Source organism: Streptomyces neyagawaensis, assembly GCF_023516595.1.
GTDB classification, from domain to species: Bacteria; Actinomycetota; Actinomycetes; order Streptomycetales; family Streptomycetaceae; genus Streptomyces; species Streptomyces neyagawaensis.
On the sequence record NZ_JAMGBG010000127.1, the window covers coordinates 15,253 to 29,066 of the forward strand.

The window sequence follows — 13,814 nt, forward strand, 5'->3', positions numbered from 1 at the left end:
TCGCGGTCACGGCGGCCGGCGAGGTCGAATCCCCAGGCTGACGCGGCGGGCGTCAGCCCACCCCGGAGCGCACACGGACCATCCCAGCGGGACGGCGCCGACGGGGTCGGAACGACCGCGTACGCCCGTACTCACACCCCCAGGAACCGACGGACACCACCATGCCCGATCTCATCTCCCGCGCCCTGACCCGCCGAACCGTCCGGACGACCAAGCCTTCACACGAGCGGACCTGGAAGCATCTGTCACCGCTGCTGCGGCTGCTGATCCTTACCCGGCTCACCTCTGGTATCGGCTTCTTCGCCGTTCTGCCGTTCCTCGCCGAGCACCTCGGCACCGCGCTCGGCATGGCGGGATGGATGGTCGGCCTCGTCCTGGGTCTGCGCACCTTCAGCCAGCAGAGCCTCTTCGTGGTCGGCGGCGCACTCGTCGACCACCCCCACTCTCGGCTTCGCTCGAGCGGGAGCGACCCCCATCGGCGTACGCCCGATCGTGCTGGCCGGCTGCGTGCTGCGGGTCGCCGGCTTCGCCTGGCTGGGGTACGCGGAGCAGACCTGGACGGTGATCGGCGCGGTGCTCCTCATCGGCTTCGCCGCCGCGCTGTTCTCCCCGGCGGTGGAATCCGAAGCGGCCCGGCAGGCGGTGATCAGGGAGGAGGGCCACGGTTCACGCACTCGGGTGCTAGCTCTGCTGAGCGCGGCCGGACAGGCAGGTGCCTTCATCGGCCCGCTGCTCGGCGCACTGCTTGCTCGCCGTGAACTTCCGCACCGTCTGCCTCGCCGGAGCCGCCGTTTTCGTCCTCGTCCTGGCCGGGCACATATGGCTGATGCCGCAGCACATCCCCGGCCGAGTGCGCACTCGACAGCGGGGCGGCACGCGCGCACTGCTGCGCAACCGCAGCTTCCTCGCCCTGTGCTGCGCCTACGGCACCTACCTGCTCTGTGGAACAACTGCTACCGCTATCCGTCACACCGATGTCCTCGCGGACGTGGACGACGGCCGCGCCGACCTCAGGGGTCGCCCCCGGGGGCCGGCGCTTTCGTGCTCGGGCTGCTGATGCGGCGCGTTCACCCGTGGGGCGGGTGCCGCGGTCAGGCCCGGCCGGCTGCTACGGCCTTGTTGGGGGTGCGGGTGGCGGCGCGGGTGGTGCTCGCGGCCGGGGCGGTGCGGTGCAGGCTCTTGAGGCCGATGGTGAGGGCGGTGGTGGTGAGGACGCCTGCGGCGACGGCGGCGGCGAACAGCAGCGGCTCGCCGATTTGATCGGCGGCGAAGACACCGCCCTTGGGGTAACTGATCGTGTTGCCGAACTGCATGACCAGGGCGCCGGTGACGGCGCCTCCCGCCATGGAGGCCGGGATCACCCGCAGCGGGTCGGCGAGGGCGAAGGGGGCCGCGCCCTCGGGGAGGAAGGCCGCGCCGAACAGCCAGGAGATTTTGCCGTAGCGCCGCTCGGACTCGGTGAACAGACGGCGGCGCACCAGGGTGGCGAGGGTCATGGCCAGCGGGGGCACCATGCCGGCGGCCACGATGGCGGCCATGACGGTCATGTCGAGCGGGATGAACCTCGTCGGGTCGGGACCGCTCAGTTGCTGCGCGCCGAAGATGAAGAACGTTTTGGTGAACAGCCCTCCGAGGTCGGAGCAGGCCGTCAGGCCGAGGAGCAGGCCGAGGAGCAGGGTGTTCTGGAACTCCAGCCTGGCCATCTCGTTGTAGAGAAGGTTGGTCAGGACGTTGAGCAGCGACCCGACGACCACGACGGTCACGAGCGCGGTGACCAGGGTGGCCAGCAGGGGGATCAGCACGGTGGTGGTGCGCCGCAGTGCCCGCGGGAGGGGGATTCGCTGCAGGGCCAGCACGGCGGCACCGGCGGTCACACCGGCGATCAGACCGCCCAGGACGCCGCTCTGGGTGATGATGACGGCGATGCCGCCGAGGAGGCCGGGGAAGACCGCAGACCGGTCTGCCACCTGGCAGGCGACGTAGCCCGCGATGAATACGGGGAGGGTCATCAGGGTGGTGTTACCGGTCATGTACAGCATGGCGGCCCACGTCTGGGGCAGCGTCCAGTCGCCGTTGTCGAGGGCCGGCTTGGCCCACTCGACGACGTGGGGACCCTGGATGGCGTAGGCGAGGACGATCAGTCCGGCGGCGAGTGCGGTGAGGACGGCGAGGTGTGGGGTGCCGGATGCCAGGCACCGGCCGAGTCTGGTGTGGAAGTGCCGGTCCCGCACGTCGCCGCTGTCCGTCGGGTTGGCCGGGTTGGTGGTGGGGTTTGCGGAGTGGGGCATGGTGAAGCTCCAGGTATGCGCGTCTGCCGGATTGGCCGGCGGGGGCGATGCGATGGGCTGGTGTGGGGCCGGCGTCCGGGGCCCGCGCCGCCACAGGAGCGGGGCGGGCCCCGGACGTGCGATGGGGGTCAGCCTCTTTCGAAGCACGGCCTGGGTGTCGGCCGCCCAGGAGGCGGCCGACACCTTCAGCCCTGCGGCAGTCCGCCGGGCGGGGCTGTTCCCGGGGGCCTGGTCCCGAACTCAGCGGTCCGATGCATAGACGAGGTCGGCGTTTGCGGACTCGAGGACCGGGCCCAGCCTTGGGCCGAACATCGTCCAGCAGCCGCAGTTCCTCGAATTGAGGAACCGGCCTGAGTGCATGCCGGCGATGAAGGCGGCACTACCGGAGCTGTCGGTCGCGTAGACGGGGGCCCCGGAGTCACCCGGGTCGGTAGTTCTGCCCGTCCAGGTCCCATTGGAGTTCCGGGTGCCTCCCTGGTCGTACGCGAACCCATTACCACCGGTAATAGTTGGTGACGCGGAGAATCTCGTGTTGCTGACGGGGTGGCCGCAGTGATTGAACGTCGTTTGACCGCTCACACACACCTTCATACCGCGCCAAACGGAAGTGCCTCCCTCGATCCACTTCTCGGTGGTGCTCGTACTGGAGCCCCCGGCCCAGATCCAGCCGCGGTAGCCGCCAGCGTTCATGACGGCCGTGTCGAGGCCGCGGAGCTCGCTTATCGTCCGGCCGAAAAAGGCGCCCGCATTGCCGTTTGACTGCTTCTGCTGATAGACATCGCCGAGTCTGCCGCAGTGCGCCGCGGTCGTCATGTACCTCGTGCCCGTGAAGACGTGCTTGATGGGGACTCCGGCCGTGCAAGTCGCATTACTGCTGCTGTTGACGATTGATGCCCCACCGTTGTAGGGCGACCCGTCGTTGAACCGATTTTCCTGGGTCTCGAAGCGGGTCCGCTGCACCTCGATCTTGCCGGGGTGGGCGTCGGCCAGCGCCTGCGTGTCGGATTCCGGAGCATCGGTGGCGACCTCCACCACGTCATCCTTCGCGTTATAGGAGACGCCGATGTGGTATTCGACCGTGCTGTCAGCGATCCAGCCTTTCGCCATGACCTCCTCTTCGAGCTGCTGCTCCTCGTCCTTGGTGAACTGGCTGATATAGCCCAGGACGTTCATACCGGCCGGGAACTCCGACTGCATCTCGCTCCCGTCGGCGGGGGGTGTGTCCGCAGGCAGCGCGACCACCGTCAGGGTGTAGTCGTCGTTTCCGTAGACCCCGAGGGGGTGGTACTTCTGGGTGACATCGTAGAGAGCCTTGAACTGATCCTGGCTCGGCGTTGCGGTGCCGTCTGTGTCGTCTGCGTATGAGACGGCGGGTGATGCCAGGGACACCGCGGCAGTCGCGGCGGCCGCGACCAGGACCGCGGCGAGGCGCCTTCTACTCGTTGTGATTCTCACTTTTCCTCTTTCTCGCAGAGGGAACCGACGGCCGGATCGGCAGGGTCGGCTCACGAAGGAGATGAATTGTGCGAACGGCGTGCGGGCCGTCGCTTTCGACCCATTGGGCCCCGGTCACCGGAGGTGACGGGGGCCGCCCGGCGGGTCGGACCGGCTCAGAAGAACGGGAGCGCTCTCATCCAAGGAGGGGCGGAAGTGCTCTCACCGGTGTCGTTCATCCGCGTGTGGCCTTAAGGGCGTGTGGCTCTCGGTGCCCGGGACGGTCTGAGCGGCACCGGCGCGCAGGTTGCGCTGTTACGAGCCCGCCCTGCGTGCTGTGCTTCATACCGCAAAGCATCGTTGCGCACCCGCTGGCGCACATGCGTAGTTCTGCGGCGGGGGTACCCAATTTCCTACAGTGTGGGTACCTGGTTCGCCCTCTGCCAGGCCGCGACCTGGGTACGGCGGCCGTAGCCGAGCTTGGCCTTGATGCTTTCCATGTGGCGGTCGACCGTGCGCGGCGACAGCACCAACTGGGCGGCGATCTGCCGGTTGGTCATGCCCTCGGCGACCAGCGCAGCGACCTGCCGCTCCCGGCGGGTGAGCGGGCACGGCGCGGTGGCGGCCGGGGCGCTGCGCCCGGTGTCGGCCGCGGTGCTCGTGTCCAGGGCGAGGGCGATGGCCCGGGCCGGGCTGTCGTGCCGGGCGCCTTCCGCAAGGGCCTTCTCGTAGCCGGCCGGGCCCAGCGCGGAGATGGCCGCTGCCTCGCACCGGGCGCGGTTCCCGCCGAATGTGGAGTCGGGGCGGGCTCCGAGGCCCCGGATCCCGCCGTGACGGGTCAGGGCGTGAACGGCGCCCAGCAGCTGTGCCGCGCGTTCGTGGTCGCCTCGGGACGCGGTGATCCAGGTGAACACTTCCAGCGCCGCCGCGGTCCCGGCGTAGTCGTTGAAGCCCCGCAGGATCTCCAGCGCGCCCCGCGTCAGTGCCGTGCCCTCTTCCTCGTCGCCATGTGCCCAGAGCACGTAGCCCAGCGCCCCCTTCGTGTAGGCCGCGTACAGGCGCTCCCCGGATGCTTCCGCCAGCAGCGCCGCGCGCCTGCCGGCCTCCTCCGCCGCGCGCGCGTCCCCGAGGATGACCTGGGCGATCACCACTTGGCACAGCCAGAACAGCCCCTGCGGTCCTTCGCCTGCCTTCTCGTGGGCGGCCAGTGCCTCCTCGTACAGGGACACGGCCTCTGCCATGCGTCCTTGGAAGGCCGCCGACGAGCCGCGGTAGCCCTGGATGTACGGCCGGACCGACGCGTCGCCCAGTCGTTCGCCCAGTTCGTCGGCCTCGTCCAGCCAGCGGTCGGCCGTCGCGAGATCTCCCTGGAGTATCGCCACCCAGGCGGCGGCCCACAGTGCCCGGGCCCGCACGGCAGTGGGTTCGGGTGCCGCCACGAGGAGACGGTTGAACTGACGACGCCCCTCGCCGAGGAACCCGTCTGCGCACCAGTGGAAGCGCAGCGCCGCGGCCAGGCGCAGCGCAGCCTGTGCATCGGCGGGATCCCCGCCCCCCTGCTCCGGCGGGTGCTGCTCCGCCGTCCCTGGCCCGGCCGGGACGGGCCCGGGCACGGCTGGGCGAGCGCTCGTCCCGAACTCCAATGCCACCCGCAAGTTGCTGTGCTCGGCACGCATCAGGGCCATGGCTTCTTCCTGGCCGGGCCCGAACCATGCCGAGACGGTGCGCTCGGCGAGGGCGAGGAAGAAATCGCGGTGCCGCCGCGACAGCCCCGGCTCATCACCCGTCTCGGCCAGCCGGGCCCGGCCGTACGTGCGGATGGTCTCCAGCAGCCGGTAGCGGGACAGTCCCTCGCGTTCACAGGTCAGTACGACGGACTGGGACACCAGTCGGTCGAGGAGGTCCAGTACCTCATGGGCCGCGATGCCCTCCCCCGCGCAGACGTATTCGGCCGCGTTCAGGCTGAAGCCGCCGGTGAAGACCGACAGCCGGTTCCACAGCAGCTGTTCGGCGGGCGTGCACAGCTCGTAACTCCACTCGATCATCCCGCGCAACGTGCGCTGGCGTGGGAGCGTGGTCCTGCAGCCGCCGGTGAGCAGCGCGAAGCGGTCCTCCAGACGCTCCACGACCTGCCCGACACTCAGCGACCGCAGCCGCGACGCGGCCAGTTCGATGGCCAGGGGCAGTCCGTCGAGATCGGCGCACAGCCGGGCGGCCTCAGCCCGGTTGGCGTCGGTGACGCGGAAGTCCGGCCGGATGGCGACGGCCCGCTCCTGCAGCAGTTCGACCGCCTCGTCCGGTATCGACAGCGCGGGGACGACGAAGACGTGCTCGCCCGTGACCCCCAGCATCTCGCGGCTCGTCGCCAGGACACGCAGATGCGGACAGGCCGACAGCAGCGCCTTTGCCAGCCCCGCCGACGCGTCGATCAGGTGCTCGCAGTTGTCCAGCACGATCAGCGCCCGGTGCCGGGCCAGATGATCTGTGAGCTGTTCAAAGCAAAGCCTGTCTCCGCGGTCCGGAATCCGCAGCGCACCCGCGGTCGCGGCGGCCACCGCCGACGGATCGCGCACCGCGGCCAGGTCGACGATCCACACTCCGTCCGGGAACGCCTTCCCGGAGGCCTCGGCGGCCGCCAGCGCCAGCCGCGTCTTACCCACCCCGCCTGCACCGGTGAGCGTCACCAGCCGACCGGCGCCCAGCAGGCGTCGAATCTCGCTCACCTCGCGGCGCCGGCCGACGAAGCTGGTCAGGGCCGTGGGCAGATTGCCCACCACGGGGATGACAGTGGCCAAGAGTCGACTCCGCACATTGCCGTACAAAATGTTCCCTGAGGTTAGCAAGAGGAGCGAGCGCCTTGAGTGTGACATTTCTGGCACAGTGGCCGTGAGCTGGATGTACCGAACGACAAGGGCGAGCCGGACCTCAAATCGCGAGCGCCGCCATCACGTCGAACGTCAGCTCGAAACCCGGACAGCTCGAACGCGATTGGTGCAGCGGACCGCCGAGCGCCACCGTCGGTGGACGCCGACGGCCGAGGGGCGGGGCCGCCCCTCAGGAACAAGGCAGTCCATGCCGCCCTACCGCGGCGGGTCCTCGCCACCCCTGCTCGTGACGCGGGGCCGTTGCCGCGGTTCATCCGGCCTGGTCGGCCGTTTGCGGTATGCGCAGGCGGGGACCCGGTTGCGCATGACCACGACGCCACGCCGTCGGATGCGGCAGAACCGGATCCTGTGGCTGCTGGACCGCCTGGAACGAGACTCCCGGGCCGATGCGGTGATCAACGCGATCGGCCGGGGTGTGCGTGCCCTGCCGCTCGGTCGCGGCCGGGACGCGCTCCACGGAAGGTGGCTGGGCCACCCCGTGCATCCGCTCATGGTGCAGGTGCCGATCGGCAGCTGACTGTCCGCGGCCCTGCTCGATTTACGGCCCGGCCGCTCCCGTGAAGCGGAAGTACTGATCGGCGTCGGCCTGGCGCATGCCCTGAGCAACGTGACAGCCGTCGCGCTGTACGCCACCTCACTCACCTGCCGCCTCACGGGACGCCACACATCCGGCCGAGCCCTCGGCCTGCTGGGACTGACGGCGGTCGGAGTCGGCGGCACGCTCGGCGGCCACCTCGCCTACCGTCAGGCATCCGGCGCCAACCACGCCGAAGAGGTACCGCACGTGGTCGCCGAGGGCTGGCACCGGATCGGCAACGTGGACGAGTTCCCGGCCGAGCGGGCCGTGCGGCGCACCGTGGACGACGTACCGGTCCTGGTCGTGCGGGAAACCGGCGGTACCGTCCACGCGCTGGCCGACCGGTGCAGTCACCTCGCCGGGCCGCTGTCCGAGGGCACGATCGCCGACGGATGCGTCCAGTGCTTTTGGCACGGAAGCGTCTTCCGCCTCTCCGACGGCTGGAACGTGCGCGGCCCCGCCACCGCTCCCCAGCCCGCCTTCGACACTCGGATCACCGACGGTCACGTCGAGATACGCCTGCGCCAGGACGACCGGGCGGAGGACGCGGACAACAGCCGCAAGTCGGAGCGGCAACCGGGTGCCGAGAAGGGAGGTGTGCCCCATAGATCCTCTGGCCGCCACGCCTGACAACGCGAACGACACCACAGGTGACGCCGCAGCTGACAAGGCGGCCGACAGCCGCCCCGTACCCCGCCTGCGCGAGATTGCCCGGCGCATCGGACGACGGTACTCCGCAGGGCACGACCGGCCGCTGGGCGGCTATCTCGCGTCCATGACCGGCTTCGGGGCGTACACGGCGGCCTGGGCCACGGCGGTACGGCTGCGCGGGTGCCCCGTGCCCGACCGGCCCCAGCCCTGGGACGTGGTCCTGACCTCGGTCGCCACCTTCCGGCTCGGAAGGCTCCTGAGCAAGGCGTCCGTCACCAGTCCGCTGCGCGCGCCGTTCACCCGGTACGTCGGCCCGCAGGGCCCCGCCGAGCTGCACGAGGAGGCGGAGCCGAGGAACTGCAGGGACACCGTCGGCGAGCTGGTGACCTGCCCGTTCTGCACGAGCGTCTGGGTGGTGTCCACCCTGACCGCCAGCCAGTTGTTGTGGCCGCGGGCGACCCGGACCGCCATGGGCGCGCTCGCGGCACTGGTCGGCGCGGACGCGCTGCAACTGACGTACGGCGCGCTGTTGAGCCGGACCACCGGGAACGACTGACCTGGTCCGCGGAGGGCCGGAGTACGACGGCGCCCACGCCGGCCGCTGCACTCCATCGCAACCTCTATGCACAGAAGCCCCGCCGAGTCTTTGCAGGGGTGAAGGCTACGACGTGCTTGTCAAGAAGATTCCCGCCTCGGATGCTGGCGTCGGCCCATGAGACGCGTGTCGTCACCGCGTCCCTGCTTGGGGTGCCCGAAAGAGGCAGAACCACCCGAGTGCGACGATAGTCACGGCGGACAAAGCCCCACGTGCTCAAGAGCCCCGCCGGCCGCACCCACGGGGCTTCTCGTCGCACCCCGCTCTCACGCTCCTATCACCGACTGCGTCGACTCCCCCGGACCAGAATGCCCTGACCTGGCATTACGCGCTCACCTTGGACTGGCCTGGACGCCCACGGACGGTCTCTACAACCTGTGCCAAGTGGGACCGTCCTGGCAGAACGCTTGTCCACCGCCTGCGGCAACGGCCGACAGAGCATCGCCCTGCGGTATCAGCCTGGAGGCTTCAGCGCGCATGGCAGCGCTGGCCGTTGCCGCTGTCCTGCCGGGAGCGCGAGCGGTTACGCAGGCCCGACCGCTACCTGCCGCCGAGCAGCCGCCCCAGGCAGAGAAGGATCCGGACCGCACCCGGGCAAACGACCCCGAGGAGCTGTCCATGGTCACCGAATGTGCGGGTCAGCGATGTGTGGCCGCTGTACGACCAACAGACAAAACCGGCCAGGAACAATCCGATAGGGATGCCCTCCGGAAAGCAGTACCGAGAGCGCTCACTACTACGGACATTCACGCCTTGTGGAACTACTACAAGACGACAGACCGAGCGCCAGGTCCTGATAGCAGGGTGCGACTCGGTCGCCCGCCAAGCCGGAATCCTCCGTTGACCACTCAGTCGGCAATGCCCCCTCCACACCCCCAAAGGGGGAGCACGAGCCGCCGACAAAACCTGATGACGCATCAGTAGAGTTAGCAAAGGGTTAGCAAGAATCCTGCCACAGCTGCCAACGGACAGCCAGACCCTGGAACCGCCCAGTGCCCGAAACCGTAGCTGCGGCACACCCATCCACTCCCCCGCGAGCGGCCGCCGAGCGGGAGCCAGAACCCGACAGCGCGTCACCCGCCGGCACCGAATGATCAATCGTTTCCGCAGGTCAACGGGCTCTCCCTCGCGGCTTCAGAGGCGTCGGCGGCAGCTCGGGGGCTGGCAGGGGATCCCCGTCATAACCCTTCACCTCCCCGAACCGCGTCCCTTCCATCCAGTCCCGGCGCGCCTGTACGATCTCATCCTGCGACCGTCCGATCCAGTTCCAGAACATGATCAGTTCCTCCTCGAAGGGCTCACCGCCGAGGAGCATGACGGACGCGTCGGAGTCGGCGCGCAGGGGGAGTTCGGTGCGGCCGCAGCCGAGGTAGAGCATGGAGCCGGGGAGGACCGGCACCCCGTCGACGTGGGCCTCGCCGGACATGGAGAGGACCGCGTACTCGAAGTCGGGTTCGAGGGGCAGGCGGAGGTCGGCGCCCCGGGTGAGGCTGAGGTCGGCGCCGACGATCGGCGTGAACGTCGTGCCGGGTGACGTCGCGCCGTCGAGGGAGCCCAGGATGAGCGTGGCCTCCAGGCCGGGCGCGGTGACGACCGGCAGCTCCGCGTGGTGCTCGAAGCGCGGGTCGGTGTGCCGATGCGCGTCCGGCAGGGCGACCCACAGCTGGGCGCCGTGCAGGAAACGGGCGTGCGACCTGGGGCTCTCCTCGGAGTGGCTGATGGCCCGCCCCGAGGTCATCAGACCCAGCTCACGCGGGCGGATCGTCTCCAGGCTGCCCGTGGAGTCGCGGTGCAGCACCTCGCCCTCGTGCAGCCAGCTGACGGTCTGCAGGCCCATGTGCGGGTGCGGCGGCACCTGCATGCCGGGCTCGTCCGCGATGTCGTCCGGCCCGTAGTGGTCGACGAACGCCCACGCGCCCACCATGCGGCGCCCCAGGTTCGGCAGCAGGCGCCGTACTTCCGTGGACTCGCCGAGTCGCACACGGCGGGGGCTCAGCAGCTCCCGCACGGGTTCGGCGACGACGAATCCCCGGCCGCCGCACACGCTCGGCACCGCCTGACGGTCAAGATTGCTCATGTCGCTCAACCTAGCCCCCGCCCGGCCCCTCCGTCAGACCGAACGCCTCCCCATCATCCCGCCGCCTAAATAGTAGCCATGGCTATAGTAGCCATGTACTGTATCCGTCATGAGTTCGGCTTTCGAGGGCGCGACGCCCGGTTTCCTCGTGTGGCGCTTGTCCATGAAGTGGCGCGTCGCGGTCGACCGCGCGGTGGCGCCGCTGGGGCTGACGCACGCCCAGTACGCACTGGTGGCCTCGCTGCACGGCATGCACCGGGCCGGGCTGCGGCCCAGTCAGCGGCAGCTCGCCGACCACACGGGGCTGGAGGCGCTGTACGTGTCGAAGCTGGCCCGCGCCCTGGAGACCGCCGGGCTGCTCGAACGGGCGCGGGACCCCCGCGACCCGCGCGCCGTGCGGTTGGCGCTCACCGATGAGGGACGCGAGGTCACCCGGCGCGCGATCGACGTCGTCCAGGGCCTGCTGCACCAGCTGATGGAGCCGCTCGGCGGTCTCGACAGCGTCCGCGCACGGGAGTTCACCCGTGAGCTGACGACTCTGCTCGACGTCCCCCTCGACCCAGCCGTTGTCGACCCGCCTCTTTCAGACCCGTCTCTCTCCGGCCCGCCTCTTTCCGGCCCGACTCTTCCCGACCCGCCCTTCACCGAGCCCTCCTTTCCCTCTGAGCGCACCGAGGAGCAGTCATGACCACCCCTGGGACGACCACCCACACCATCCCCACCCCGGCGGCCGCACCCACCGCACCCCCCGTCAACGGCCGTGTCATCGCTCTCGCCCACTACGCCGCCCGCGCCGCCCTGGAGACCGTGCTCACCCGGTACGACCTGACGTTCCAGCAGTCGGTGACACTCCGCGTCGTCGCGGTCGCCGACGGGCCCGTCGCCCGCGAGGAGGTCGTGAACCAGGTCGTCGACTCCCTCAAGATCGGCGCGGCGGAAGTACGCGGTGTCCTGGACGAGTTGGCCGCGGCGGAGCTGGTGGCTGCGGTCGACCGCCCCGCCGAGCCGGGCCTCGTCGCGATCACGGACGCCGGGCGGGAGGTCTACGCGAGGACCACCGCCGAGACCTCGGTGATCTCCGCGAGGATCTACGCCGGCATCCCGGCGGAGGATCTCGCGGTCGCGGGCCGGGTGCTCGGCCTCGTCACCGAGCGCGCCAACGCGGAACTCGCGGCCGTGCGCTGACCGACCACCTCGGCCGACGACCTCGGCCGACCCCCACCCGACCCGCACTGCCACAGCCCTGCCGAGCCAGTGGAATATCCGACTGACTCGGCAGGTTGTGGGCGGCGAAGGAGGTCACAGTGGACACGACGTACTACGACCACGGGACACCGGCCGAGCGCTGGGAGCGCGCGCGGATGTTCTTCGACGCCGAGGAGTACGCGGCCGCCGCGCGCGTCCTCAGCGCGCTGGTCGAGGAGGTGCCGGAGCAGACCGGCCCCCGACTGCTGCTGGCCCGCGCCTACTACCACTCCGCCCAACTGCGGCGCGCCGAGGACGAGTTGCGCGTACTCGTCGAGCGTGACCCGGTGGAGCACTACGCCCGGCTGCTGCTGGGCCGCACCCTGCAACGGCAGGCCCGGCACGACGAGGCGGAGTCCCACCTGCGCATCGCCTCGGCCCTCGCGGGCGACTTCGAGCGGCTGTGAGGGAGCACCGCTCCACGCCCTGCCGCACGCCGTACCGCACTCAGCGCCCTGCCGCGCGTCCTACTCAGAGTCCTGCTCCGCGTCCTGCTCCGCGCGCTACTCCACGCCCTGCTCCACGCTCCGCTTCGCCTCGGTCCGGCCCCCGTACGTCCGCTTTCCCTTGCGGTGGGCGATCTCGCCCAGGACGACGTCCACGGCGATGAACGCGGCGAGCGGGATGCCGAGGAGCGGGACGAAGTAGCCGAGGACGGCGACGACCGCCAGCGCGGGGACGAGGATCTGCGGGGGCACCTGCTGCCAGGCGCCGCGCGGGATCGGGCGGCCGAAGGCGGAGGCCCGGCCCCGCTGCCACCACATGCGGTAGCCCCAGAGGATCAGCAGGACGAGGGAGGCCGCCAGCGCGATCAGCAGGAGCTGGTTGACCAGGCCGAACAGGACGCCGGTGTGGGCGTCGATGCCCCAGCGGGTGAGCTTGGCCAGCACCGGGAAGTCGGCGAACCGGAGGGTGTCGGTGACCTCGGCGGTCGACGGGTCCACGGCCACCGCGTCCTGCTTGGTGGGCCAGCTGCGCTGGACCTGCTTCACCACGTACGCGGAGGACACGTCGGCGGGCGGCACGACCTCGACCGGGTCGCCCAGGCCCTCCGCGCGGGCGGCGGCGAGGATCTTGTCGAGGTCGCCCTCCGCGGCGGCCCCTCCCTCCGCCGCGCCGGCGTCATGGCCGCCGTGGTCGCCCGCCGCGGCCGAGATCGCCGGGGTGGCCTGGCGCAGTTCGGTGCGCAGGACGTCGATGTTGGCGCCGGCGTACGCCGACCAGGTCAGGCCCGTCGCCGAGAGGAAGAAGAACCCGGCCGCGGCCCACACGCCGACCGTGCCGTGCAGGCCCAGGGTGCGGCGCCGGCCGCTCGTGCCGCGCACCTTGCGCTGGGCGCGACGGCGGCCGAACCAGAGGACAAGACCGCCGGCCGAGATGACCCACAGCCAGCTGGCGGCGAGTTCACTGTAGAGGCGACCGGTCTCGCCGAGGTGCAGGTTGGCGTGGAGCTTGTCGATCCAGGTCCGCAGCGGCAGCGCGCCGGTCGCGCCGTACTGCTCCAGCGCCCCGCGGACCTCCGCCGTGTACGGGTCGACGAAGACCGCGAGCGTGCCGGTCTCGTCGACGCCCTCGACCCCGGACAGCATCACCCTGGTCGTCGCGTCGTCCGCGGGCGAGGGGCGTACGGCCGCGATGGTGCCCTCGGGGTGCGCCTTGCGGGCGGCGGCCACCTGCTCGGAGATCGGCAGCTTCTCGTCGCCCACCTTCGCGACGGTCATCTCATCGGCGTAGACGATCTTCTCGATCTGGAACGAGGCGGCGTACAGCCCGCCCGTCAGGGCGGCGACCAGCAGGAACGGGGCGACCAGGACGCCCGCGTAGAAGTGCAGCCGCAGGACGAGCGGCCTGAGGGAGGCCCAGGCGCTCCTCGTCGCGCCGTCGGGCGTGACGGGTTTCGGGGTCTCGTCCGTCTCGGTCGAGGGGGCGATGGTCATCGGCGGCTGCTCCGGGGTACGGGGACGGGGACGTCGTGGCGGTCCAGGCGGTTCAGTAGTCGGAGCGTGCGGGCACCGAGTTCCCGACACTTCATGTGACGTGGATCACATAGTCGTCAGGGGGC

At 70.4% G+C, this 13,814-nt stretch carries 8 protein-coding genes and 3 pseudogenes; 6 read left to right on the top strand and 5 right to left on the bottom strand.

What is annotated here, in order from left to right; genetic code table 11:
* Positions 1 to 161 precede the first annotated feature (161 nt).
* Positions 162 to 940 (top strand): annotated as a pseudogene (locus tag M8J73_RS36425) (MFS transporter); the annotation flags it as partial.
* Between the two features lie 151 nt (positions 941 to 1,091).
* On the opposite strand, the gene M8J73_RS36430 reads toward M8J73_RS36425, so the two are convergent.
* The 3 genes from M8J73_RS36430 to M8J73_RS36440 all read right to left on the bottom strand — a co-directional run bounded on the left by M8J73_RS36430 (position 1,092) and on the right by M8J73_RS36440 (position 6,517).
* The gene (locus M8J73_RS36430; RefSeq protein WP_055542106.1) at positions 1,092 to 2,288 is read right to left on the bottom strand and encodes a fructose-specific PTS transporter subunit EIIC; all 1,197 of its coding nucleotides are present in this window, start codon (positions 2,286 to 2,288) and stop codon (positions 1,092 to 1,094) included.
* A 240-nt stretch (positions 2,289 to 2,528) separates the two neighbouring features.
* Positions 2,529 to 3,743 carry a chymotrypsin family serine protease gene (locus M8J73_RS36435; protein WP_055542107.1) on the bottom strand — a complete coding sequence of 405 codons (1,215 nt, stop codon included), beginning with the start codon at positions 3,741 to 3,743 and terminating at the stop codon, positions 2,529 to 2,531.
* Positions 3,744 to 4,135: 392 nt separating this feature from the next.
* A complete protein-coding gene (locus M8J73_RS36440) occupies positions 4,136 to 6,517 on the bottom strand; it encodes a helix-turn-helix transcriptional regulator (RefSeq protein WP_055542108.1) in 2,382 nt (793 codons plus the stop codon).
* Positions 6,518 to 6,935: 418 nt separating this feature from the next.
* On the opposite strand from M8J73_RS36440, the pseudogene M8J73_RS36445 reads away from it, so the two are divergent.
* Both M8J73_RS36445 and M8J73_RS36450 read left to right on the top strand, forming a co-directional pair.
* Positions 6,936 to 7,814, top strand: a pseudogene (locus M8J73_RS36445) (Rieske (2Fe-2S) protein).
* 145 nt (positions 7,815 to 7,959) lie between these two features.
* Positions 7,960 to 8,391 (top strand): DUF1360 domain-containing protein, encoded by a 432-nt coding sequence (locus tag M8J73_RS36450; protein ID WP_240501681.1) that lies wholly within the window; start codon positions 7,960 to 7,962, stop codon positions 8,389 to 8,391.
* A gap of 1,150 nt (positions 8,392 to 9,541) precedes the next feature.
* Here M8J73_RS36450 and M8J73_RS36455 read toward each other — a convergent pair.
* The gene (locus M8J73_RS36455) at positions 9,542 to 10,507 is read right to left on the bottom strand and encodes a pirin family protein (RefSeq protein WP_055542109.1); all 966 of its coding nucleotides are present in this window, start codon (positions 10,505 to 10,507) and stop codon (positions 9,542 to 9,544) included.
* Positions 10,508 to 10,616: 109 nt separating this feature from the next.
* On the opposite strand from M8J73_RS36455, the pseudogene M8J73_RS36460 reads away from it, so the two are divergent.
* From M8J73_RS36460 to M8J73_RS36470, 3 genes and pseudogenes are all read left to right on the top strand, one after another.
* Positions 10,617 to 11,072: pseudogene (locus M8J73_RS36460) on the top strand (MarR family winged helix-turn-helix transcriptional regulator); the annotation flags it as partial.
* A 119-nt stretch (positions 11,073 to 11,191) separates the two neighbouring features.
* Positions 11,192 to 11,692: a MarR family transcriptional regulator gene (locus tag M8J73_RS36465; RefSeq protein ID WP_249829577.1), complete on the top strand. Its 501-nt coding sequence runs from the start codon at positions 11,192 to 11,194 to the stop codon at positions 11,690 to 11,692.
* 119 nt (positions 11,693 to 11,811) lie between these two features.
* The gene (locus M8J73_RS36470) at positions 11,812 to 12,159 is read left to right on the top strand and encodes a tetratricopeptide repeat protein (protein WP_055541172.1); all 348 of its coding nucleotides are present in this window, start codon (positions 11,812 to 11,814) and stop codon (positions 12,157 to 12,159) included.
* A gap of 96 nt (positions 12,160 to 12,255) precedes the next feature.
* Here the strand turns inward: M8J73_RS36470 and M8J73_RS36475 are convergent, their stop codons facing one another.
* Positions 12,256 to 13,689, bottom strand: coding sequence for a PepSY-associated TM helix domain-containing protein (locus M8J73_RS36475; RefSeq protein WP_055541171.1), 1,434 nt, complete (start codon positions 13,687 to 13,689; stop codon positions 12,256 to 12,258).
* Positions 13,690 to 13,814 lie beyond the last annotated feature (125 nt).

What these genes read in the sequence shown, in the direction of transcription:
- M8J73_RS36430 (WP_055542106.1), bottom strand. Translation starts at nt 2,288, where the DNA reads ATGCCCCACTCCGCAAACCCCACCACCAACCCGGCCAACCCGACGGAC.
- M8J73_RS36450 (WP_240501681.1), top strand. Translation starts at nt 7,960, where the DNA reads ATGACCGGCTTCGGGGCGTACACGGCGGCCTGGGCCACGGCGGTACGG.
- M8J73_RS36455 (WP_055542109.1), bottom strand. Translation starts at nt 10,507, where the DNA reads ATGAGCAATCTTGACCGTCAGGCGGTGCCGAGCGTGTGCGGCGGCCGG.
- M8J73_RS36465 (WP_249829577.1), top strand. Translation starts at nt 11,192, where the DNA reads ATGACCACCCCTGGGACGACCACCCACACCATCCCCACCCCGGCGGCC.
- M8J73_RS36475 (WP_055541171.1), bottom strand. Translation starts at nt 13,689, where the DNA reads ATGACCATCGCCCCCTCGACCGAGACGGACGAGACCCCGAAACCCGTC.